This is a genomic window from Kitasatospora sp. NPDC101108, assembly GCF_055584725.1.
The window spans coordinates 65,963-88,013 of record NZ_JBVJLM010000016.1; the positions used below are offsets into that span (position 1 = coordinate 65,963).

The following is a 22,051-nucleotide window of genomic DNA, read 5'->3' on the forward strand; positions in this document are numbered from 1 at the left end:
GGCAGGCGCACCGTGGAGCCATGGCACACGACGGAATGTCCCGACGAGAGAACCGGCAACTCGCCGTCGCCTCGGCGACGCTGGGCCCGTGGCGGACGGCCGCGGGAGTCGGTGCGGTGGTGGGGGCGACGGCCCTGGGGATCGAGGCGATCTCCGGCGACTGGTCGCTGAGCATGCTGGCCGGACCGGCCGGCTGGGGCCTGTTCTTCTTCTTCCTGGTCGGCTGGGCCGGCAACCAGCTGCGCGGGGACGGCGGCGACCGGCGGCTCAAGGGGTGGGCTCGGGAACACCCGTGGCAGTCGGCGCTCCCGGCTGCCGGCGGGCTGCTGGTGCTGGACACGCTGGCGCAGATGTTCCTCGGCGACGAGGGCCTGTTCGGCGCGCTCCTGCTGTCGCTGCTCCCGGCCGCCGTCCTGCTGGGGATCGCCGGGGTGGTGCACGGGGTGAAGCAGGCCCGCGGCAAGGGCTGACGGCGCCTTTCCGGACAAACGGTGGTGAACCCCGCGACCGCGCACACGGGTTCACCACGGCCGCCGCTCGGTCAACGACGGCCCCGCGGCGCCCAGGCGCCGGTTCGGGCGCCACGGCGAAGCCGGTGAGCTGGACGGTCACCTCGGTCGCGGACGTCGCGGGCGACACCTGGACCGCCCGCACCATCGTCCGCCGGACCACGGACTTCCGGTTCTACGACCCGGCCAAGTACCGGGCCGACCCGCAGAAGATCAACATCAGCCAGAGCAACAGCTTCGCGGGCAACAGCTCCTGCACGCTCCACGACGGGTTCTTCCACCCGGCCTTCGCCCAGTTCGACCGCCCCCACCCGGAGCGGACCGGGCCGACCGCCGACCCGTACGACCACAGCAAGGACCTGGACGGCGGTTCCGCTTGCAAGACGCTCAGCCGCGAGTGACGGTCAGCGCCTGCGCTTCGCGCCGGGTCGGCCGCTGCGGCCGGTCCGGCGCTTGCCGTACTGCTCGACGGCCCGCTCGTGGGCGGCGCGCTTGACCCCCTCGCCGGGGGCCTCGACCAGGCTGCGGGCGAAGTAGGCGGCCAGGCCGCCGGCCCCGCCGATCAGCCAGACGGCGCCGAGCGACCTGTCCTCGGCCATCCAGCCGGTGAGCTGGTCCTTGCCCTCGGTGAGCACCTTCCAGGTGCGCCGGACGGACATCATCGAGCAGACCGCGATCGCGGCGGTCAGCAGCCCGTTCAGGAAGCCCCCGTTGTCGGAGAGCGCCACGCCCTCGACGCCGAAGCGCAGCACCAGCGCGGCGGCGGCGGTGGCGGCCAGGGCGCCGACCGAGACGCCGATCCGGCGCAGCCAGTAGCCGTTGTCCCGGTTGACCCAGGTGGTGCCGAAGAAGCGGATCGGCTCCGGCTCGGGGGCGCCGGCGGGCTTGGGGGCGGGGGTGGGGGGCTGCTCGCTCACGTCGTCGATTATCACCCGAGCGGCACATGCGGCGGAGGAGCCGTCCCGGTCGGCGGGACGGCTCCTCCTGGGAGTAGTGGTCGGGCTCAGCCGAGCTTGCTGACGTCCCGGACGGCGCCCTTGTCGGCCGAGGTGGCCATCGCCGCGTAGGCCCGCAGGGCCTGGCTGACCTGGCGGTCGCGGTTCTCCGGCCGGTAGCCGTGTCCGGCCTCCAGGGCGCGGCGGCGCTCGGCGAGGACCTCGGCCGGCACCTCCAGGGAGATCGTCCGGGCCGGGATGTCGATGGCGATGGTGTCGCCGTCCTCGACCAGGGCGATGGTGCCGCCGGAGGCGGCCTCCGGGGAGGCGTGGCCGATGGACAGGCCCGAGGTGCCGCCGGAGAAGCGGCCGTCGGTGATCAGCGCGCAGGCCTTGCCGAGGCCGCGGCCCTTGAGGAAGGAGGTCGGGTAGAGCATCTCCTGCATGCCCGGGCCGCCCTTGGGCCCCTCGTAGCGGATGACGACGACGTCGCCCTCCTTGACCCGCTTGGCGAGGATCGCCTCGACCGCGTCCTCCTGGGACTCGCAGACCACCGCCGGGCCGCTGAAGGTCCAGATCGACTCGTCGACGCCGGCGGTCTTCACGATGCAGCCGTCCTCGGCGAGGTTGCCGTACAGCACGGCGAGGCCGCCCTCGACGGAGTAGGCGTGCTCGACGCTGCGGATGCAGCCCTTGGCGGCGTCGGTGTCCAGCGACTCCCAGCGCTCGGACTGCGAGAAGGCCTCGGCGGAGCGCTTGCAGCCGGGTGCGGCGTGCCACAGCTCGACGGCCTCGGCGGAGGGCGAACCGCCGCGCACGTCCCAGGTCTTGAGCCACTCGGCGAGCGAGTCGGAGTGGACGGTGTGGACGTCCTCGTTGAGCAGGCCGCCCCGGTACAGCTCGCCGAGGATGGCCGGGATGCCGCCGGCCCGGTGCACGTCCTCCATGTAGTACGAGCCGTTGGGCGCGACCTTGGAGAGGCAGGGCACCTTGCGGGAGATCGCGTCGATGGCCCGCATGTCGAAGTCCAGCTCGGCCTCCTGGGCGGCGGCGAGCAGGTGGAGGATGGTGTTGGTCGAGCCGCCCATGGCGATGTCCAGGGCCATGGCGTTCTCGAAGGCGGCGCGGCTCGCGATCGCGCGGGGCAGCACCGAGTCGTCGTCCTGGCCGTAGTGGCGGTTGGCGATCTCGACGACCGTCCGCCCGGCCTTCTCGTACAGGGCCCGGCGGGCGGTGTGGGTGGCGAGCACCGAGCCGTTGCCGGGCAGCGAGAGGCCGATGGCCTCGGTGAGGCAGTTCATCGAGTTGGCGGTGAACATGCCGGAGCAGGAGCCGCAGGTGGGGCAGGCGTTCTCCTCGATGATCGCGATGTCCTCGTCGGAGACGTTCTCGTTGACCGCCTGGGAGATCGCGTCGATCAGGTCCAGCTTGCGCACGGTGCCGTCGACCAGGGTGGCCTTGCCGGCCTCCATCGGGCCGCCGGAGACGAAGACGGTCGGGATGTTGAGGCGCAGCGCGGCCATCAGCATGCCGGGGGTGATCTTGTCGCAGTTGGAGATGCAGATCAGCGCGTCGGCGCAGTGGGCGTTGACCATGTACTCGACCGAGTCGGCGATCAGGTCGCGCGAGGGCAGCGAGTAGAGCATGCCGCTGTGGCCCATCGCGATGCCGTCGTCGACGGCGATGGTGTTGAACTCGCGCGGGATGCCGCCCGCCTGCTTGATCGCCTCGGAGACGATCCGGCCCACCGGCTGGAGGTGGGTGTGGCCGGGGACGAACTCGGTGAAGGAGTTGGCGACCGCGATGATCGGCTTGCCGAAGTCCTCGCGGGCTACGCCGGCGGCCCGGAGAAGCGCCCGGGCGCCTGCCATGTTGCGACCGTGGGTGACCGTACGGGACCTCAGCTCGGGCACTGTGCTCCACTCCTTCGGGGCTGTCGCCGGCGCCCCGCCGGTGGGGAGGGCGCGGGGGCCGTTGTGGCTTACGAGCCTACGCCCGCCGTCCGGCCGGCGGACGGCCCGTCCGCGATGCGGGCAGTCCGCCGGGGCCGGTGGGTCAGCCCCGCTTGACGGCGACGGTGACGTCCAGGACGAACGGTTCGACCACCACGCCGTCCGGGAACTCGGCGAGCACGGCCCGCCGTTCGGCGGCCAGGACGGGGGCGCGCTCCTCGGGGCCGAGCGAGGCCAGGTAGGAGCGGGAGGTGAGGTCGGTGAGCAGGTGGTCGACGGTGATCCGGCGCTCCCAGCGCAGCACGGCCCGTTCGACGGCGAGGCCGGCCGGGGCGAAGTGGCGGGTGTGGGCGCTGATGCCGCCGTAGCCGTGGTAGCGGTCGGGGAGGGCGGCGGCCATCCGCTCGCCCCGGGCCCGGACCCACGGCACCGTCTCGTCCTGCACGTTCCACCAGGTGGCGACCGCCCCGCCGGGCCGCAGCACCCGGACGGCCTCGGGGACGGAGCGCTCCGGGCTGGTCCAGTGGAAGGCCTGGGCGTAGGTGACCAGGTCGGCGGAGCCGTCGTGGAAGGGCAGGTCGTCGCCGTAGCCGCGGACCAGCGGCAGGGTGGGCGAGGAGAGCAGGAACTGGGCCGCCATGCCGTCGCTGGGCTCGACCGCGACGACGTCCGCGCCCCGGCCGGCCAGCAGCCGGGTGGCGATGCCGGTGCCGGCGCCGACGTCCAGGGTCCTGGCGCCCTTGAGGCTCCGGCCCCAGAGCCGCTCCACCGTGTCGAACAGCTCGTCGGGGTAGCCCGGCCGGCCCCGGTCGTACTCGGCGGCGACCGCGCCGAAGCTGACCGCGACCTCGCGGCGGCTCGGACCGTTCGTCATCTCTCCCCCTCCGTACCGCAGTTCGCGCCCTGGCGGGCCCGCGTTTCAGCGTACGCGCGAGGGGGTGGCGAGGTGCAAGCGGGTGAAGGCGAGGGCCTCGGCGAGATCGGCCTCGCGTTCGGCGGGGGACGCGGAGCGGCGGGTGTTGACCTCCAGCACCACGTGGCCGTCGAAGCCGGTGCGGGCGAGGTGCTCCAGGAACTCGGCGCAGGGCTGCTTGCCCCGGCCCGGGATCAGGTGTTCGTCCTTGCCGGAGCCGCTGCCGTCGGCCAGGTGGACGTGGGCGAGCCGGTCGCCCATCCGCTCGGCCATGGCGAAGGCGTCGATCCGGGAGGTGGCGACGTGCGAGAGGTCGATGGTGAAGTGCCGGTAGTCCTCGTCCGTGACGTCCCAGCCGGGCGAGTAGGCGAGCACCTCGCGGTCGCGGTAGCGCCACGGGTACATGTTCTCGACGGCGAAGCGGACGTCCGTCTCGCCCGCCATGCGGTTGATCCCCTCGACGAACTCCCGGGCGTACTGCCGCTGCCAGCGGAACGGCGGGTGGACGACGACGGCGCTCGCGCCGAGCTTCTCGGCCGCCGCCCGGGCCCGGACCAGCTTGGTCCACGGGTCGGTGGTCCACACCCGCTGGGTGATCAGCAGGCAGGGCGCGTGCACGGCCAGGATCGGCAGCTGGTGGGCGTCGGAGAGCCGGCGCAGGGCCTCCAGGTCCTGGCTGACCGGGTCGTTCCAGACCATCACCTCGACGCCGTCGTAGCCGAGCTTGGCGGCCAGTTCGAAGGCGACGGTGGTGCTCGCCGGGTACACCGAGGCGGTGGACAGCACCACCTTGGTGTCCGGGATGTGCAGGGCCGGGTGCCGGGGCAGCACCAACCGGTCGGTGGTGCGCAGCAGCGGCGGGCGGGCGGCGTCGCGCTTGGCGGCCTTGACCGAGCGGACGGACTGGACGGCGGCCTTGGCGGCGCCGGCGGCCCGGGCGGTGCGGGTCTCCCTGGGCGGCTGCCGGGGGTGCTCGGACTGCTTCACGGACTTCTTCGCGGACTTCTTCGCGGCCGTCTTGGCGGCGGTCTTCTCGACGGCCTTCTTCGCGGTGCGCTGGGCCGCCTTCACGGCCTTGGTGGCCTTGGCGGCCGGGGTGGCCCTGGTGGCCTTGGCGGCCGGTGCCGAAGTGGCGCCCTTGACCGCCTTGCCGAGGCGACCGCGCGGGGCCGTCGGCCGCGACTGCCCGTCCGCTCCGGGAGCGCGGCCCTCCTGCGTTCCGTCCTCGCCCGCTGGTTGCACCACGGGAGACAGCGTAAGCGGAGCACGCGCCGAACGGGGCGGGATGCCCGGCGGAGTGACCATCGGCACGCCGGTTCGCGGCGGCGCCCCGGGTGGACCGCGGCTACGGGGTGAGCGCGGCGCGGCGCTCGGTGGGGCTGCCGTCCATGGCGTCCAGCTGGCGCAGGATGATGCCCTCGCGCAGCGCCCAGGGACAGACGTCCAGCTCCTCCAGGCCGAAGAGGTCCATCGCGGCGTCGGCGACCAGCGCCCCGGCCAGCAACTGCTTGGCCCGGCCCTCGGAGACGCCGGGGATCTGCGCGCGTTCGGCGACGGTCATCACGGACAGTCGCGGCAGCCAGGCGGAGAGCCCGCTGCGGGTGAGCCGGCGGTCGGCGTACGGGCCGGCGTCGGCGGGGGCGGCGCCGGTCATCCGGGCCAGCTGCTTGAAGGTCTTGGAGGTGGCGACGGCATGCTGGGGCGGCCCGAGCCGGGAGATCTCGCCGACCACGTGGGCGATCCCCGCCCGGATGTGCCGTCTCAGTTCGCGCAGCTCGTCCGGGTCGGCGACGTCCCCGGGCAGCCAGCGGGCGGTCAGCCGGCCGGCGCCCAGCGGCAGCGAGCAGGCGACGTCCGGCTGCTCGTCCAGGCCGCAGGCGATCTCCAGCGAGCCGCCGCCGATGTCCAGGTTGAGCAGTCGGCCCGAGGACCAGCCGAACCAGCGGCGGACGGCGAGGAAGGTGAGCCGGGCCTCGTCCTGCCCGGAGAGCACCCGCAGTTCGACCCCGGTCTCGTCGGTGACCCGGCGCAGCACCTGCTCGCCGTTGGCGGCCTCGCGCACGGCGGAGGTCGCGAACGGCAGGATGTCGACCACGCCCTTGTCCTCGGCGACCCGCAGCGAGGAGGCGATGTGCCCGATCAGCCGCTCGATCCCGGCCTCGCTTATCGCGCCGGACTCGTCCAGCAGCTCGGCGAGGCGCAACTCGGCCTTGTGCGAGTAGGCGGCGAGCGGGGCGGCACCCGGATGGGCGTCCACCACGAGGAAGTGGACGGTGTTGGAACCTACGTCGAGCACACCGAGTCGCATAACTCTCCACGCTACGCGATTCGAGCGTCGAGACGATCGGTTGTGTCGGTATTCGCGCTGGTCCAGGTCCTTCCCGTCCGTTCCCGACCGTTCCGGGTGCGATCGGCGGCCGCTGCCCGGTGCCCGTCGCCCGTCGCCTGCTGCCCGCTGCCCGCTGCCCGCCGCTCAGTGGCCGCGGGCTCCGGCCCGGTGCTCGGTGCGGCAGTTGGCGTCCACCCAGCGGCGGGCCGGCCCCGGGGTGTCGGTGATCAGGCCGTCGGCGTCCCGGGCGGTCATCAGCTGCCAGGCCTCCTCGCCGTCCAGGGTCCAGACGTAGACCTCGCGCCCGGCCTTGCGCTCGGCGGCGATCCGGGCGGCGCTGGCCAGGCCGGTGTCCAGGGCGATGCCGTTCAGCTTCAGGTCCTTCGGGTCCTCGGCGATCGCGCCGCTCTGGATCAGCACCACCGGCAGGGCGGGCGCCACGGCGTGGGCCTGGCGCAGGTGGTCGACCGAGAAGGAGTAGAGGACGACGTGTGCCTTGCTGCCGGCCGCGATCCGGGCGATCCGGGCGACGTCCTCGGGACGCTGCCACTTGATCTCCATCAGCAGCGTGGCGCTGCTGTCGGAGAGCCGCTTGAGCAGTTCCTCCAGGGTCGGGACGGGCTGGGCCGGGCCGGGGCCGACGGTCACCCGCAGGGCGGCGACCTGGGCGGCGGTCAGGTCGGCGACGGCGCCCTTGCCGTTGGTGGTGCGGTCCACGGTGGGGTCGTGCATCAGCACCGGGACGCCGTCCCGGGTGGTCTGGACGTCGGTCTCCAGCCAGTCGGCGCCCTGGTCGAGGGCGGTCTCGAAGGAGACCATGGTGTTCTCGGGCGCGTTGAACGGCGCACCCCGGTGGCCGATCACCACCGGGGACGCGCACACCGCCGGTGCGGTGGCCGAACGGGCCTGCAGCGCGGGGCCTCCGCCCGCGGCGCAGCCGGCCGTCAGGACCGCGAGCGCGGCGAGGACGGCCGTACGGGCGGCGGGGGGCGGGGCGGTCACGGGCTCGGTGCTCCAGCTGCTGCTCGGTTCTGCTCGGTGGTCGTCTGAATCCTTCTGACAGCTCCGCGGCGGTGTCCGGTTCCCGGCACCGCGGCCCGGGCTCGGATCAGAGCAGACCGTCCCACAACTGTTCCACGATGACGGCCCACCAGTTCTCCGGATCGCCGTAGACCGTACCGTCCAGCTCCGCCAGGCCCCGCTGCAGGGCGTCCACCGCCGCGCCCGCGGCCGCCGGGTCCAGCCCGCGCAGGGCGGGCCACCAGCCGGCGAACAGCTCCAGGCAGCGGACGAAGACGCGCAGGTCGGCGTTGCAGTGGCGGGCCGTCCCGTAGTCGGGGTCGACCGCCCGGACGGCGCCCGACCCGGTGTCCAGGGTGATCAGTGCCCAGCCGTCCGTGCCCAGCACCAGCTGCCCGGCGAACGCCGAGCGCTCGCGTTCGGCCACCCGGGTGCCGCGGCCGAGCGCCGCGAGGTGCGGGGCGAGCGGCGGCAGGACGGTGCCCGGGCGGGAGCCGTCCGCGATCGCCTCCGCCCCCGGGTGGTGCAGCGCGAAGAACCCGTCCACCGCCTTCGGCACCCCGGCGGACAGCAGCAGCGCGGCCGCGTCCCCGGGCAGCTCCGCGCGCGCCGTGTCCGCCGGATCGAAACGCTGCACGCCCGCCGGGCCGAAGCGCCGCACCAGCCGCTCCGCCAGGGCGGCGTCCGGCTCGCCCGGCAGCTGCGGCACCGCGCGCGGGAACGGCACCCGGTTGCGCCCCGGCCCGTCCGGCGGGGTGGGCAACTCCCGTACGGCGGCCGCCCGGTGGTCGGAGCGCGGGCCGTACGGCAACTCGAACTCCAGCCGCGCGTGCGGCAGTTCGGCGGCCAGCGCGTACGACCAGTAGCCGCCGGGCAGCGCGCTCAGCCGCAGGTCGGTCCGCACCGCCAGCACGTCCTCGGCCGGGACGCCCTGCTCGCGCAGCCACCACCAGCCGCGCAGCGCCGGGTGCGGCAGCCCGGCGGCCGAGCGCAGCGCCAGCTCACGGGTCGCGCCGGTGCCGTCCCGGTAGGTCAGCTCGGCCCGGGCGCCCCGGCCGGTGGCCGGCGGCCTGGTCGGGTCGTAGCCGCCCGCGCCCACGAAGTCCCGGTAGAGCCCGACCACTTCGTCCACCGGCACCGAGGGCCACACCGTGAACCGCCCGCTCTCCCGGTCCACCACGGCACACGCGGCCCCCACCTCCAGCGGTGCCCGCCGCTCCCCGCTCCGCGGATCCACCTCCAGCCGCGGCGGCTCCGCCCACACCACCCATCCGAGCTCGAACTCGTGCGCGCAGACCCGCCGCACCGCCCCGGCCCCCTGCGGCAGATCCCCGTTGATCCACCGATGCCCGGCCTCCACCGCCTGCGCCCGCGAGATCACCCGTCCACCCCCGTCAACATCCACTCCGACCCCACCATCATCCAGCCCCCGCGGTCAGTTCGAACCGGTCACCTCGGTGTCGCACCTCGCGGCACCGCTCCGCGGCCTGCGGCGGCGTCGGGCTCAAGCCGTCACCAGGTCCAGGGGGCGGCCCTCCGGGGAGAGGGCGACGGCCCAGAGGCCCTGGGTGGCGGGGTGGAGGGGGGTGGGGCTGTGGCGGGCGAGTTGGTGGTCGAGGTAGGTGACGGTGTCCCGGTGGTTGACGGCGTTCCAGGCGTGGGGGCGGCCGTAGGCGTCGAGGGTGAGGAGCACGGCCTGGGCGCCGTGGCCGGCCCGCCGGAGTTCGTCGGCGAGGCGGGTGAAGGCCTGGCCGCCGTCGCCGAGGTCGCGGAAGGGCGCTCCGAGTTCGCGTTCGGCGCGGTCGCGTCCGCCGCGTTCGCCGGCGTCGCCCTCGGTGGGGATGCGCGGGGCCGCGCAGGTGGGGCGGCCGGTGTAGGTGTCGACGGCGGAGAGGGCGATCTCCAGGCTGTTGTTGGCCCGTCCGGGCTCGCGGTGGCCGCCCGCGTTGAGGGCTTCGGGCCAGCCGCCCACGGCCGGGTCGGGGTGGCGGAGGGGCAGGCCGTCATCGTCGCGCGGCACCCGGCGTTCCAGTTCGGCCTGGTGCTCGGGGTCGACCGGCCCGAGGCCGCCGGGCAGGCCGTACGGGCGGCTGTCGGCGATGGTGCGCAGCCGGGGTCCCGGGTCCTCGGCGAGCGGGCCGCGCCGGGCGCGCAGCGCGAGGTGGAGGGCCATGGCGTGGGCGGTGGCGACCGGAACCGCGCCCCAGGCGAGGGTCGGGTCGGCGGGGGCGGCGGCGCTGTCCCGGCGGCGGCCGTCGGCGTGGTGGGGCTCGGGCCGGCCGAGGACGGGGGCGGTGCCGACGATCGGCGGCTCGACCGGGGCCGGGGCCGGGGCCGGAACCGGGGCGGCCGGGCCGGGGGCGACGCCCGCCGGGGTGCGGGGCACGCCCGGCCGGGGCTCGGCGCCGGGCTGGGGTCCGCCGGCCACGGGGGCGCCGCCGACCGGGGAACCGGCGCCGGGCGTGCCCGCGACCGGCGCGCCCGCCCCGACGCCGACGCCGACGCCGCCACCGACGCCACTGCCGAACGGCGCGGCCAGATGCGCCGGGGAGCCACCGCCGACCGCCAGCGGGCCGGGCCCGACACTGCCGACCGTTCCCGTCCCCTGGTAGCCGCCCGGGTAGGCCGGTGTCCCGAACTGCGCGGGCACGCCGACCACCCCGACCGGCCGGACGACCGGCGCCGCATCCGCGGCCGGGACGTACCCGGACCCGTATCCGGGCCCGTACGAGGGACCGCCACCGGCCGGCGGCGCCGCGGGCGCGGGCGGCGCGCTCACCGAGTCGGTCCGTACGGTCACCGGCACGCTGCCGCCACCACCGCCGCCACCGTGGTGGCCGGGCACCTGGAGCGGGTAGTCCCCGTCGGACCAGCTCGCCGCCACCGCTCCGCCGCCCTGGTAGGCGGCCGCCCGGGACGACGGCCCGTCGTCCCGCGCGGGCGGCGACCAGTCGGCGGCGGCCGTCCCGGCCCGGTGCGAGCCGCCGTGCGAGGGACCGGAGGTCGTGGCCGGCGCGGCGGCGGCCACCGGATCGGCCGCCGGGACCGCGGACGGACCGGCGGAGGAGACCGCGGACGGGACCACCGGGTGGTCCAGGACGGAATCAGCGCCGGGGAGCGAGGCGGAGAGCACGGACGGGACCGCCGTCGGGTCCACCGGCGGCACCACGGCCGATGCCGTCACCGCACCCGGCGCCTTGGGGCCACCCGTGGCCTCGCGCGGATCGGTGAGGTCGGCGAGCGGCAGCCCGTGCAGTCCCTTCAGTTCCTCGCCCTGCCGGTCGGTGAGCACCGGCTGCCCGTGCTCGTCCAGCCGGACGGCCAGGTCGGCCACCCCGACCACCGGTTTGCCGTCCGGCCCGGTGACGACGAGCAGCCCGGCGGCGTCGGCCACCGGGGTGCCGTCGGAGCGCAGGATGACCGGCTTGCCGTCGGGGCCGAGGACGGGCTGCCCCCGGCCGTCGAGCTTGACGCTGAGCCCGGGCACGCCGACCAGCGGCTTGCCGTCCTGCCCGGAGAGGACGACCAGGCCGGTGCCGTCCCGGCCGAGCACGCCGGGCTCGCCGAGGGCGGCGGGCAGTCCGGCGGCGAGCGGGTCGAAGCCGCCCTTGGTGCGGTAGGAGGCGGTGGTGACGCCGGTGCCCGAGGCGGTGCCGAGCCGCAGCAGGGTGACGGCGGCCGGCTCCTTGAGCGCGCCGGCGAGGGCGTCCTTCATGCCGCGGCCGAGTTCGGCGAGCAGTCCGGCGATCTTCAGCGCGGCGGTCTCCACCGCGACGGCCTCGACGCCCGCGGCGACCTGGGTGGTGGCCGCGTTCTTCACGCCGTCGGCGAAGCCCGCCACGGACTTCTCCAGCCCGCCGAAGACCCCGGTCTGCCCGGTCCGCGCACGCTGCCCGGCGTCGGCGGCGACCACGGCCGCGGTCTGCTGGACCTTGGCGGCCTGCTCCTGGGCCTGCTTGAGTTCGGCGGCCAGGTTCTGCAGGGTGGCGATGATCTCGGCCTTGCAGCCGTCGACGGCCTGGGCGGCGCCGTCGAAGGCGGTGGCGACCAGCCCGACGGCGGTGTGGGCGTCCTGCAGGCGGCCCTTGCCGCCGTCGCTGTACGTCCGCCAGTACGCCGCGAACGCGTCGACGGCGTGGCCGGAGTTGTCGGCGCCCACCCGCTGGACGGACTCCCCGCCGCGGCGGGTGATCCGGTCGGCCTCGGTGGCGAACTCCCGCCAGTGCGCGGCCGCCTTGCGCAGGGCGTCCTCGTCGGCCTGCGGCCACGGGTGGCCGGTCCTGGCCAGGAGCGGGACCAGTTCCTCGGGCAGTTTCCGGGACATGCGCTTCTCCCCCTTCGAGCCGGGCCGTTCAGACCGACATGTCCTGGGGGACGGCCGGTGCCGCCCCCGGGGTTGCCCCGGTGCCCGAATACACCGCCGGCCGGGCGACCGAAGCAGGCGTACCGGCCGTGGGGGCCGGGCTCCCCCCGAAGCCGTCCGCGGTCGAGGTGTCGGTGTCCGTGGTCCGTTCCGCCATCGCGTGCAGTCCGGCACCGACCTGGCCGACCTGGCCGGCCAACGCCCGCAGACCGCCGAGGAGTTCGCCGTGCGCGGGGCCGTACACGGCGGCGAAGGCGCTGCCCGGCTGGTCGGTGCCCCAGGGCGTGCCGAGCTCGGCGAGGCCCTTCTCCAGGGCGCCCACGGCCTTGCCGAGTTCACGCCCGAGCTTCTGGAACTCCCGCGCCTCGCCGTGCAGTTCCCACGGCTTGAGGACGAACCCGCCGCTCCCGCCGTCGGACGCCCCGGTGCTGCCGCCTGCCATCCCCGTACCTCCCCGTAGCGGACTGGCCGCCATCCTAGGCACCCGCCCGGCCCGGCCCGCACGGACGGCGGGACCCTTCACCCCGCCTTCACCGCGCCGGGGACCGGCCCGGCACCCGCCCCGGCCGCGCCCACCGGCCCGTACGCACCCGCGAAGCTCTACCCTTGCCGGGTGGCACCAGCAGAAACGTCCAAGAAGAAGGCCAAGGCGAAGCCCGAGGCCTCCCCCGCCCCCGTCGACCTCGCGATGCCGACCCTGCGCCGCGAGATCCCGCGCGACGAGGTCCCGCTCGACTTCCCGCGTGCCTGGGTCGAGTTCGCCGACCCCGCCGACGACGAGCAGGTCTTCCGCTGCGACCTCACCTGGCTGACCTCCCGCTGGTCCTGCGTCTTCGGCCAGGGCTGCCACGGCATCCGCGAGGGCCGCGGCGAGTCGGACGGCTGCTGCACGCTGGGCGCCCACTACTCGGACGAGGACGACGAGAAGCGCGTCCTGGGGCACGCGGCGCGGCTGACGCCCGAGCTGTGGGAGAACTTCGCCGAGGGCACCGACGCCAAGGGCCGGATCAGGTCGGACGGCGGCGTCACCATGCTGGACGAGGACGGCGACCGCCAGACCCGCCGGGTCAACGGGGCCTGCATCTTCGTGAACAGCCCCGGCTTCGCGGGCGGCGCCGGCTGCGCCCTGCACGCGCTCGCCCTCAAGGAGGGCCGGGAGCCGCTGGAGACCAAGCCGGACGTCTGCTGGCAGCTGCCGATCCGCCGCACCTACGACTGGATCGACCGCCCCGACGACACCCGCTACCTCCAGGTGTCGATCGGCGAGTACGACCGCCGCGGCTGGGGCCCGGGCGGCCACGACCTGCACTGGTGGTGCACCGGCGCTCCGGCCGCCCACCAGGGCGCGGAGCCGGTGTACGTCAGCTACCGCCCCGAGCTCACCGAGCTGATGGGCGGCGAGGCGTACGAGGTGCTGGCCCGGCTGTGCGAGGAGCGGATCGCCACCAAGGGCGACCGCAAGGTGGCCCCGCACCCGGCGGACCCGGCCCGGAAGAAGAAGTAGCGCCCCACCGGTCGGTGGCGCCCCGCCCGTCGGTGGTGCCCCACCCGCCGGTGGTGCCCCACCCGCCGGTACCGGTCTACTTGTCGATGTCCCCGACCACGAAGAACATCGACCCGAGGATCGCCACCATGTCCGCCACCAGCGTCCCCGGCAGCAGCTCGGTCAGCGCCTGGATGTTGTTGAAGGACGCCGAGCGCAGCTTGAGCCGCCACGGCGTCTTGTCGCCGCGCGAGACCAGGTAGTAGCCGTTGATCCCGAGCGGGTTCTCGGTCCACGCGTAGGTGCTGCCCTCGGGTGCCTTGAGCACCTTGGGCAGCCGCTGGTTGACCGGGCCGGGCGGCAGGGTGGCGAGCTTGTCGAGGCAGGCGTCGGCGAGGTCCAGCGAGTTGAGGGTCTGCTCCAGCAGGCACTCGAAGCGGGCCAGGCAGTCGCCCTCCTCGCGGGTGACGACGGTGAGCACCTGCCGCAGCTCCTCGGAGCCGTACGCGAGGTAGGGCTCGTCGCGGCGCAGGTCGAGGTCGAGGCCGCTGGCCCGGGCGATCGGCCCGCTGACCCCGTACGCCTCGGCCTGGGCCCGGGTGAGGACGCCGACCCCGGCGGTGCGGGCGCGGAAGATCTCGTTGCCGAGGACGAGGTCCTCGAAGACCGGCATCTGCGAGCGGACGGTGGCCACGGCGGTGCGGACCCGGCCGAGCCAGCCGGCCGGGAGGTCCTCCTTGAGGCCGCCGACCCGGTTGAACATGTAGTGCATCCGGCCGCCGGAGGCCTCCTCCAGCACGTGCTGGAGGTCCTCGCGGCCGGTGAAGGCGTGGAAGATCGGGGTGATACCGCCCAGTTCCAGCGGGTAGGAGCCGAGGAACATCAGGTGGTTGAGCACCCGGTTGAGCTCGGCGAGCAGGGTGCGGATCCACACCGCCCGCTCGGGGACCTCCATGCCGAGCATCCGCTCGACGCCGAGCACGACGCCGAGTTCGTTGGAGAAGGCGGAGAGCCAGTCGTGCCGGTTGGCCAGCATGATGATCTGCCGGTAGTCACGGGCCTCGAACAGCTTCTCCGCGCCCCGGTGCATGTAGCCGATCACCGGCTCGGCGGTGACGATCCGCTCGCCGTCCAGCAGCAGCCGCAGCCGCAGCACGCCGTGGGTGGCCGGGTGCTGCGGACCGATGTTGAGCACCATGTCGGTGGTGCCCGCCTCGCCGGTGAAGTTCTCGGCTCCCGCCCCGATGCCGACCGTGGTCTCCCTCATGACCCCAGAGTCTGCCATCCCGGCAGGGCCTCCAGGCTCCGCGGTACCGGCATGCGGACGGCCTGCAAGACCCATCCGAAGCCGCCCAGCCCCGCCGGGTCGGTGAGCTCGGCCCCCTCCCCCGCTCCGCCGAGGGCCCGCAGGTACGCCGCCGGGTCGAGGGAGGCGAGCGCCAGCGGCGGGCGCCCGCCGCTGACCCCGAGCGCGCGCAGGGCCTCGCGCTGGGTTGTCCACAGGCTGTGGAGACCGGGCACCGCGATCGCGTCCAGCGCGACGTGCGCGGTCACGTCGCAGGAGCCGTCCGGCACCGGGGCCACCTCCCGGCCGTCCCGGAAGCCGGTGAAGGTCCCGAACGGGGGCCGCCGCCCCGCCGTGTGCCCGTAGTCGACGGCGACGGCCAGTCCGCGCTCCAGCCCGGACACGGCCCGCGCCCAGGCGGCGTCCCGGGACCCGCCGAACTCCACCACCTCCCCGGGCTCGGCGACCGGCCACCAGCGCTCGGCCCAGGCCGCGTCCGCCGCCGAGACCGGCTCGCCGAGGCGCTCCCGACCGGTCGCGGGGTCCACCTCCCGGTAGCGCAGCACCCCCTCCCCGTCCACCTCCCCGGCGTCCAGCGGCACGTTGTCCAGCCATTCGTTGGCGAACAGCAGCCCGGTCACCCCGCGCGGCGGCTCCGTCGTCCACAGGGCTGTGGACGGAAGGCCGTCGGGCCGCCGGGCGATCTCCACGCCGTACGGGCGCAGCCGGGCGAGCACCTCACCGGGCAGTTCGGCCAGCACCCCGGCCAGCAGTTCGCCGCGCCCGGCCCCGACGTCGACCAGGGCCAGCTCCTCCGGACGGCCGAGGGCCTCGTCAACCTCCAGCAGCAGTCGGGCCACCGCGCGGGCGAACCCGGGCGAGGCGTGCACGGAGGTGCGGAAGTGCCCGGCCGGGCCCTCCGGCCTGTGGTAGAAGCCGCTGTCCGGGTCGTAGAGGGCCCGTTCCATGGCCGGCGCCCACCGCATCCAAGTCATGGGGCGGGACGCTACCGGGCCCCGGAGGACCCCTCCCAACCGGAACGGGCACGTCTCCGACCTACGGAGTAGGACGGATCGCCCTACCGGCGGACCTGGGCACCTCGCCCGACTGCCTAGGCTGGAGAGGTGCATCGACTCAACGCCTGGCTCCGCCGTCACCCCATGGTGGTCGACGCCGCCTGGGCGTCGATCGTGCTCTTCCTCGGCCTGCTGCCGGACGGCAACCTGCCCGACAGCGGCTGGCGGCTCAACTCCGCGATCCTGATCGCGGTGCTGCTGCCGCTGCTGATGGTCTTCCGCCGACGCCAGCCCGACGTCACCGTCGCCGCCGCGACCGGGGTCGCCCTCGGCCAGGTGGCCGCCGACATCGACCCGGGCGCCTCCTCCATCGCCTACCTGGTCTTCGCCTACACCGGCGCCGCCTTCGGCCAGAAGTGGACCTCCCGGCTCGCGCTGGTCGCCGGGCTCTGCGCCGGGCCGCTGGTGTTCTGGCGGATGCAGCCGGTGAAGACCTCCACGGACCACACCGGGATCTACGTCTCCCACCCGTACGGCCTGGGCGAGGCGGCGCTGATCACCCTCCTGATGAGCACCCCGTTCATCCTCTGCTGGGCCTGGGGCCGGCTGACCCGGGTGCGCCGCGCCTACCTGACCGAGCTGGAGGACCGCGCCGCCCGGCTGGAGCGCGAGCGGGACGCCCAGTCCAAGGTGGCGGTCGCGGCCGAACGGGCCCGGATCGCCCGCGAGCTGCACGACGTGGTGGCGCACAACGTCTCGGTGATGATCGTCCAGGCCGACGGCGCCGCGTACGTGCTGGACAACTCCCCGAAGCAGGCGAAGGAGGCGCTCGGCACGATCGCCTCCACCGGACGGCAGGCCCTGGTCGAGATGCGCCGCCTGCTGGGCGTGCTGCGCACCGCCGACACCGCCGAGGAGTACGTCCCGCAGCCGGGCGTCGAGGAGCTGCCGGACCTCCTGGAGCAGGTCCGCACCGCCGGGCTGAGGGTGGACTACGCGACCTCCGGCCACCCGCGGGAGCTGCCCCGCGGCGTCGAGCTGACGGTCTACCGGATCGTCCAGGAGGCGCTGACCAACGTCCGCAAGCACGGCGGCCCCGACGTCCACGCCCGGGTCGCGGTCGACTTCGGCGAACGCGAGCTGGCCGTCCTGGTCGAGGACGACGGCCGCGGCAGCACCGACGAGCAACTGACCGCCGGCGGCGCGGACGGTCTGGGCCACGGCCTGATCGGCATGCGCGAGCGGGTCGGCATGGTCAGCGGAAGCCTCGACGTGGGCCCCCGCCCCGGCGGCGGCTTCCGCATCCGCGCCGTCCTCCCGCTCAAGGCGGCGCACTAACCCCCCGTCCCCTGTTAGGAGCCACCTTGACCATCCGCGTGATGCTCGTCGACGACCAGGAGCTGCTGCGCACCGGCTTCCGGATGATCCTCCAGTCGCAGGGCGACATCGAGATCGCCGCCGAGGCCGGCGACGGCGCCCAGGCCATGGAACTGCTGCGGCACACGCCGGTGGACGTGATCCTGATGGACGTCCGGATGCCGCGCCTGGACGGGGTGCAGGCGACCCGCCGGATCTGCCTGGCCGAGGACGGCAGCCCGCTGCCGAACGCCCCGCACGTGCTCATCCTCACCACCTTCGACCTGGACGAGTACGCCTTCGCCGCGCTGAAGGCCGGGGCCAGCGGCTTCCTGCTCAAGGACGTCCCGCCGACCGAGCTGGTGGCCGCGATCCGCGCGGTGCACGGCGGGGACGCCGTGGTCGCCCCGACCACCACCCGCCGGATGATCGACCGCTTCGCCGAGGTGCTGCCGACTCCGCAGAGCGCGCCCGGCTCGGACGTCCTCGACCCGCTGACCGAGCGCGAGCGGGAGGTGTTCCTGCTGGTCGCCCAGGGGCTGTCGAACGGCGAGATCGCGTCCCGGCTGGTGCTCTCCGAGGCCACCGTGAAGACCCACGTCGGCCGGATCCTGGCCAAGCTGGGGCTGCGCGACCGGGTCCAGGCGGTGGTGCTGGCGTACGAGGCCGGACTGATCCGGGCCGGGGCGACGGACTGATCCGGGCCGGGGCGACGGACCGATCCGGACCGGGGCGACGGACCGATCCGGGCCGGGGCGACGGACCGGCGCGCCCGTACACTGGGGCGGTACGTCCGGTACCCGAAGGTGGACCGGAACGGTCATTCAGGACAAGGGTGGACATGGGTTCCTCCGACTTCGCCGACTTCGAGGAGTTCGCCCCGCTCGGCGACCAGGCCTTCGGCGGTCCCGGCGACCCCGGCAACCGTCCGGCCCGGCTCGCGGTGGGCGTGATCGGCACCGGCCGGGTCGGCCCGGCGCTGGGCGCCGCGCTGCAGCTCGCCGGGCACACCGTGGTCGCCGCCTCCGGGGTGTCCGCCGCCTCCCGGCGCCGCGCCGACGCGCTGCTGCCGGGCGTGCGGATCGTCACCCCGCCGCAGGTCATGGCCGCCGCCGACCTGGTCCTGCTGACCGTCCCGGACGACGCGCTGGCCGACCTGGTGTCCGGCCTGGCCGCCACCGGCGCCGTCCGCCCCGGCCAGCTGCTGGTGCACACCTCCGGCGCCCACGGCGTCGGCATCCTGGAGCCCGCCACCCGGGCCGGGGTGCTGCCGCTGGCCCTGCACCCGGCGATGACCTTCACCGGGACCTCCGTCGACCTGGCCCGGCTGGCCGGCTGCCCCTTCGGGGTGACCGCCCCCGAGGAGCTGCGGCCGGCCGCCGAGGCCCTGGTGGTGGAGATGGGCGGTGAGCCCGAGTGGGTGCCCGAGGAGGTCCGCCCGCTCTACCACACCGCCCTCGCCCACGGCGCGAACCACCTGGTCACCCTGGTCGCCCAGGCCATCGAGCTGCTGCGCACGGCCGGCGTCGCCGAGCCCGGCCGGATGCTCGGCCCGCTGCTCGGCGCCGCCCTGGACAACACCCTGCGCTCCGGTGACGCGGCCCTCACCGGCCCGGTCGCCCGGGGCGACGCGGGCACCGTACGGCGCCACCTGGCGCAGCTCAGTACGGTGTCCCCCGACATCCCGGCGGCCTACCGCGCGATGGCCCGCGCCACCGCGCAGCGGGCGCTCGCCAACGGAACGATCGACGACGCGTCGGCGGCGGCGCTGCTGGACGTACTGAACGAGGAGAGGCAGTAATGGCACGCGGCAAGCAGCCGAACAAGCCCCAGCGGACGCCGAAGGTCCACCGGGCCGTCGTCACCCACACCGTGGACGACTTCGAGGCCGCGTTCTGGCCGGACGAGAGCCCGGTGGACAACGCCGTGGTGATGACCATGGGCGCGCTGCACGAGGGCCACGCCGCGCTGATCCGGGCCGCCCGCAAGCAGGTCGGCCGGGAGGGCCGGGTCGCGGTGACGGTGTTCGTCAACCCGCTGCAGTTCGGCCCGTCCGAGGACCTGGACCGCTACCCGCGCACCCTCGACGCCGACGTGAAGCTGGCCGAGGAGAACGGCGCCGACGTGGTCTTCGCGCCGTCCGTCGAGGAGGTCTACCCGAACGGCGAGCCGCAGGTGCGCCTGGCGGCCGGCCCGATGGGCGACCGCTTCGAGGGCGCCACCCGCCCCGGCCACTTCGACGGGGTGCTGACCGTCGTCGCCAAGCTGCTGCACATCACCGACCCGGACTACGCCTTCTTCGGCGAGAAGGACGCCCAGCAGCTGGCGGTCATCCAGCGGATGGTCGCCGACCTGGACTTCGACGTCGAGATCGTCGGCGTGCCGACCGTCCGCGAGGAGGACGGCCTGGCGCTGTCCTCGCGCAACCGCTACCTCTCCGAGGAGGAGCGCGACCACGCCCTCGCCCTGTCCCGGGCCCTGTTCGCCGGCCGCGACGTCGCCGCCCAGGGCCCGAAGGCCGTGCGCGAGGCCGCCTCGGCCGCCCTGGACGGCGCCGAGGGCGTCACCCTCGACTACCTCGCCCTGATCGACCCGCACGACTTCTCCGAGGCGGCGGACGACTTCCAGGGTGAGGCGGTGCTGGCCGTCGCCGCGAAGGTGGGCTCGACCCGCCTGATCGACAACGTCCGCATCATCGTCCGTTAGTCAGTACCCCCCTCAGGCATGCACTCACAGGAGGCGTGACCACATGCTCCGCACCATGCTCAAGTCCAAGATCCACCGGGCCACCGTGACCCAGGCCGACCTGCACTACGTCGGCTCCGTCACGGTGGACGAGGACCTGCTCGACGCCGCCGACCTGCTCCCCGGCGAGCTGGTCCACATCGTCGACATCAACAACGGCGCCCGGCTGGAGACGTACACCATCGCCGGCCCGCGCGGCACCGGCGTGATCGGCATCAACGGCGCCGCCGCCCGCCTGGTCCACCCGGGCGACCTGGTCATACTCATCGCCTACGGGCAGATGGACACGGCCGAGGCCAAGGGCTACGAGCCGAAGGTGGTCTTCGTGGACGAGCACAACCGGATCACCGGTCTCGGCGGGGACCCGGCCGAGGCCCGGGAGGGCACCGGACTGCTCCGCGGTGACGAGGCGTACCGTGGCGAGGACGGCGCGGCCACCGCGGCCACGCGCTGAAGGAGCCACTGAGCCATGTCCGTTACGCACCGCCTCACCGCCCCGACCCCCGGTTGGACCGCCACCACCGACGTGGTCGTGGTCGGCTCCGGGGTCGCCGGGCTCACCGTCGCCCTCAACGTCCGCAAGGCCGGCCTGCGGGCCATGGTGGTCACCAAGGCGGTGCTGGACGAGGGCTCGACCCGCTGGGCCCAGGGCGGCATCGCGGCCGCCCTGGGCGAGGGCGACACCCCCGAGCAGCACCTGGACGACACCCTGGTGGCCGGTGTCGGGCTCTGTGACGAGGAGGCCGTCCGCACCCTGGTCACCGAGGGCCCGGACGCCGTCCGCCGGCTGATCGCCACCGGCGCCCGGTTCGACCGGGGTCAGGACGGCGAGGTCCTGCTGACCCGCGAGGGCGGCCACCACCGCCACCGGATCGCCCACGCGGGCGGGGACGCGACCGGCGCCGAGATATCGCGCGCCCTGGTCTCCGCCGTCCGCGTCGACCCGGACGTCGAGCTGATCGAGCACGCGCTCGTCCTCGACCTGCTGACCGACGCCGAGGGCCACGCCGCCGGGCTGACCCTGCACGTGATGGGCGAGGGCCAGCGCGACGGCGTCGGCGCCGTCCGGGCCCGCGCGGTGGTGCTCGCCACCGGCGGCATGGGCCAGGTGTTCTCCGCCACCACCAACCCGGCGGTCTCCACCGGCGACGGCGTGGCACTGGCGCTGCGGGCCGGCGCCGCCGTCACCGACCTGGAGTTCGTCCAGTTCCACCCGACCCCGCTGTGGGTCGGCCCGGACGCCGAGGGCCAGCTGCCGCTGATCTCCGAGGCCGTGCGCGGCGAGGGCGCCCACCTGGTGGACGCCGACGGCGTCCGCTTCATGGTCGGGCAGCACGAGCTGGCCGAGCTGGCCCCGCGCGACATCGTCGCCAAGGCGATCACCCGGCGCATGCAGGAGCAGGGCACCGACCACATGTTCCTGGACGGGCGGCACTTCGGTGCCGAGATGTGGGAGCACCGCTTCCCGACCATCCTCGCCACCTGCCGCGCGCACGGCGTCGACCCGGTCACCGAGCCGATCCCGATCGCCCCGGCCGCGCACTACGCCTCCGGCGGCGTCCGGACCGACCCGCGGGGCCGCACCAGCGTCCCGGGCCTGTACGCCTGCGGCGAGGTCGCCTGCACCGGGGTGCACGGCGCCAACCGGCTGGCCTCCAACTCGCTGCTGGAGGGCCTGGTCTTCGCCGAGCGGATCGCCGCCGACCTGGCCGACCGGCACGCGGCCGGCGAGCTGCCCGAGCGCACGGTGGACGTCGCCGCCGCCCGGGCCGCGCGGCCGGTGCCGCTGCCGCCGTCCGAGGCGCGGGCCGAGATCCAGCGGCTGATGTCGCGCGGCGCGGGCGTGCTGCGCTCGGCCGCCTCGATGGCCGACGCCGCCACCGGGCTCGCCCTGATCGCCGAGCAGGCCCGCTCGCACGCGGCCGAGGAGAAGCCGGCCGACCCCCGGGTGGAGACCTGGGAGGCCGCCAACCTGCTGCTGGTCGCCACCGCCCTGGTCGCGGCCGCCGCGCAGCGCGAGGAGACCCGCGGCTGCCACTGGCGCGAGGACTTCCCCGAGCGCGACGACGCTCACTGGCGGCGCCACCTGATCACCACCCTCGCCGCCTCCGGCGACCCCGTCAGCACCCCTGAGGAGCAGTAGAA

The 22,051-nt window shown here is 74.9% G+C and carries 20 protein-coding genes; 9 read left to right on the plus strand and 11 right to left on the minus strand.

Annotated features, from left to right (window positions below):
• The first annotated feature begins 20 nt into the window (after positions 1-20).
• Positions 21-470, plus strand: a complete 450-nt coding sequence (locus ACZ6Z8_RS28570) for a hypothetical protein (protein ID WP_465612900.1) — start codon at positions 21-23, stop codon at positions 468-470.
• Between the two features lie 125 nt (positions 471-595).
• Positions 596-910 carry a hypothetical protein gene (locus ACZ6Z8_RS28575; RefSeq protein ID WP_465612901.1) on the plus strand — a complete coding sequence of 105 codons (315 nt, stop codon included), beginning with the start codon at positions 596-598 and terminating at the stop codon, positions 908-910.
• Positions 911-913: 3 nt separating this feature from the next.
• On the opposite strand, the gene ACZ6Z8_RS28580 is transcribed toward ACZ6Z8_RS28575, so the two are convergent.
• The 9 genes from ACZ6Z8_RS28580 to ACZ6Z8_RS28620 form a co-directional block, all read right to left on the minus strand.
• Positions 914-1,426, minus strand: a complete 513-nt coding sequence (locus ACZ6Z8_RS28580; RefSeq protein WP_465612902.1) for a hypothetical protein — start codon at positions 1,424-1,426, stop codon at positions 914-916.
• Between the two features lie 86 nt (positions 1,427-1,512).
• Positions 1,513-3,357: a dihydroxy-acid dehydratase gene (ilvD, locus tag ACZ6Z8_RS28585; protein ID WP_465612903.1), complete on the minus strand. Its 1,845-nt coding sequence runs from the start codon at positions 3,355-3,357 to the stop codon at positions 1,513-1,515.
• A gap of 142 nt (positions 3,358-3,499) precedes the next feature.
• Positions 3,500-4,270, minus strand: a complete 771-nt coding sequence (locus ACZ6Z8_RS28590) for a class I SAM-dependent methyltransferase (protein ID WP_465612904.1) — start codon at positions 4,268-4,270, stop codon at positions 3,500-3,502.
• Between the two features lie 45 nt (positions 4,271-4,315).
• On the minus strand, positions 4,316-5,119 hold the full coding sequence (locus ACZ6Z8_RS28595) for a sugar phosphate isomerase/epimerase family protein (RefSeq protein WP_402824413.1): 804 nt from the start codon (positions 5,117-5,119) through the stop codon (positions 4,316-4,318).
• Positions 5,120-5,654: 535 nt separating this feature from the next.
• Complete coding sequence (locus ACZ6Z8_RS28600; RefSeq protein ID WP_465612905.1) at positions 5,655-6,617, minus strand: Ppx/GppA family phosphatase; 963 nt, start codon at positions 6,615-6,617, stop codon at positions 5,655-5,657.
• A 165-nt stretch (positions 6,618-6,782) separates the two neighbouring features.
• A complete protein-coding gene (locus tag ACZ6Z8_RS28605; RefSeq protein ID WP_465612906.1) occupies positions 6,783-7,640 on the minus strand; it encodes a glycerophosphodiester phosphodiesterase in 858 nt (285 codons plus the stop codon).
• Positions 7,641-7,746: 106 nt separating this feature from the next.
• On the minus strand, positions 7,747-9,039 hold the full coding sequence (locus tag ACZ6Z8_RS28610) for an SUKH-4 family immunity protein (RefSeq protein WP_465612907.1): 1,293 nt from the start codon (positions 9,037-9,039) through the stop codon (positions 7,747-7,749).
• Positions 9,040-9,162: 123 nt separating this feature from the next.
• A complete protein-coding gene (locus ACZ6Z8_RS28615) occupies positions 9,163-11,982 on the minus strand; it encodes a toxin glutamine deamidase domain-containing protein (protein WP_465612908.1) in 2,820 nt (939 codons plus the stop codon).
• 28 nt (positions 11,983-12,010) lie between these two features.
• Entirely contained in the window at positions 12,011-12,463 is a 453-nt protein-coding gene (locus tag ACZ6Z8_RS28620) for a hypothetical protein (RefSeq protein ID WP_465612909.1), read from the minus strand.
• Positions 12,464-12,709: 246 nt separating this feature from the next.
• Between ACZ6Z8_RS28620 and ACZ6Z8_RS28625 the strand changes: the two genes are divergently transcribed.
• Positions 12,710-13,525, plus strand: a complete 816-nt coding sequence (locus ACZ6Z8_RS28625; RefSeq protein WP_465612967.1) for a DUF3109 family protein — start codon at positions 12,710-12,712, stop codon at positions 13,523-13,525.
• A 76-nt stretch (positions 13,526-13,601) separates the two neighbouring features.
• Here ACZ6Z8_RS28625 and ACZ6Z8_RS28630 read toward each other — a convergent pair whose 3' ends face one another.
• Positions 13,602-14,771: an NADH-quinone oxidoreductase subunit D gene (locus ACZ6Z8_RS28630; protein WP_465612910.1), complete on the minus strand. Its 1,170-nt coding sequence runs from the start codon at positions 14,769-14,771 to the stop codon at positions 13,602-13,604.
• A complete protein-coding gene (locus ACZ6Z8_RS28635) occupies positions 14,768-15,784 on the minus strand; it encodes an SAM-dependent methyltransferase (protein ID WP_465612911.1) in 1,017 nt (338 codons plus the stop codon). Before ACZ6Z8_RS28635 ends, ACZ6Z8_RS28630 begins: the two co-directional genes overlap by 4 nt.
• A gap of 129 nt (positions 15,785-15,913) precedes the next feature.
• Between ACZ6Z8_RS28635 and ACZ6Z8_RS28640 the strand changes: the two genes are divergently transcribed.
• From ACZ6Z8_RS28640 to ACZ6Z8_RS28665, 6 genes are all read left to right on the plus strand, one after another.
• Positions 15,914-17,143 carry a sensor histidine kinase gene (locus ACZ6Z8_RS28640; RefSeq protein ID WP_465612912.1) on the plus strand — a complete coding sequence of 410 codons (1,230 nt, stop codon included), beginning with the start codon at positions 15,914-15,916 and terminating at the stop codon, positions 17,141-17,143.
• A 26-nt stretch (positions 17,144-17,169) separates the two neighbouring features.
• On the plus strand, positions 17,170-17,859 hold the full coding sequence (locus ACZ6Z8_RS28645; RefSeq protein ID WP_465612913.1) for a response regulator: 690 nt from the start codon (positions 17,170-17,172) through the stop codon (positions 17,857-17,859).
• Between the two features lie 143 nt (positions 17,860-18,002).
• The gene (locus tag ACZ6Z8_RS28650) at positions 18,003-18,962 is read left to right on the plus strand and encodes a Rossmann-like and DUF2520 domain-containing protein (protein WP_465612914.1); all 960 of its coding nucleotides are present in this window, start codon (positions 18,003-18,005) and stop codon (positions 18,960-18,962) included.
• Positions 18,962-19,867, plus strand: a complete 906-nt coding sequence (panC, locus tag ACZ6Z8_RS28655) for a pantoate--beta-alanine ligase (RefSeq protein ID WP_465612915.1) — start codon at positions 18,962-18,964, stop codon at positions 19,865-19,867. The genes ACZ6Z8_RS28650 and panC overlap by 1 nt, the downstream gene beginning before the upstream one ends.
• A gap of 43 nt (positions 19,868-19,910) precedes the next feature.
• Entirely contained in the window at positions 19,911-20,360 is a 450-nt protein-coding gene (gene panD / locus ACZ6Z8_RS28660; protein WP_465612916.1) for an aspartate 1-decarboxylase, read from the plus strand.
• Between the two features lie 15 nt (positions 20,361-20,375).
• On the plus strand, positions 20,376-22,049 hold the full coding sequence (locus tag ACZ6Z8_RS28665) for an L-aspartate oxidase (RefSeq protein WP_465612917.1): 1,674 nt from the start codon (positions 20,376-20,378) through the stop codon (positions 22,047-22,049).
• The last annotated feature ends 2 nt before the right edge of the window (positions 22,050-22,051 follow it).

Bases quoted from the DNA above. Each gene is read 5' to 3' on its own strand.
- ACZ6Z8_RS28570 (WP_465612900.1), top strand. From the start codon at position 21: ATGGCACACGACGGAATGTCCCGACGAGAGAACCGGCAACTCGCCGTC.
- ACZ6Z8_RS28590 (WP_465612904.1), bottom strand. From the start codon at position 4,270: ATGACGAACGGTCCGAGCCGCCGCGAGGTCGCGGTCAGCTTCGGCGCG.
- ACZ6Z8_RS28600 (WP_465612905.1), bottom strand. From the start codon at position 6,617: ATGCGACTCGGTGTGCTCGACGTAGGTTCCAACACCGTCCACTTCCTC.
- ACZ6Z8_RS28615 (WP_465612908.1), bottom strand. From the start codon at position 11,982: ATGTCCCGGAAACTGCCCGAGGAACTGGTCCCGCTCCTGGCCAGGACC.
- ACZ6Z8_RS28620 (WP_465612909.1), bottom strand. From the start codon at position 12,463: ATGGCAGGCGGCAGCACCGGGGCGTCCGACGGCGGGAGCGGCGGGTTC.
- ACZ6Z8_RS28625 (WP_465612967.1), top strand. From the start codon at position 12,710: ATGCCGACCCTGCGCCGCGAGATCCCGCGCGACGAGGTCCCGCTCGAC.
- ACZ6Z8_RS28630 (WP_465612910.1), bottom strand. From the start codon at position 14,771: ATGAGGGAGACCACGGTCGGCATCGGGGCGGGAGCCGAGAACTTCACC.
- ACZ6Z8_RS28635 (WP_465612911.1), bottom strand. From the start codon at position 15,784: ATGACTTGGATGCGGTGGGCGCCGGCCATGGAACGGGCCCTCTACGAC.
- ACZ6Z8_RS28650 (WP_465612914.1), top strand. From the start codon at position 18,003: ATGGGTTCCTCCGACTTCGCCGACTTCGAGGAGTTCGCCCCGCTCGGC.
- panC (WP_465612915.1), top strand. From the start codon at position 18,962: ATGGCACGCGGCAAGCAGCCGAACAAGCCCCAGCGGACGCCGAAGGTC.
- panD (WP_465612916.1), top strand. From the start codon at position 19,911: ATGCTCCGCACCATGCTCAAGTCCAAGATCCACCGGGCCACCGTGACC.
- ACZ6Z8_RS28665 (WP_465612917.1), top strand. From the start codon at position 20,376: ATGTCCGTTACGCACCGCCTCACCGCCCCGACCCCCGGTTGGACCGCC.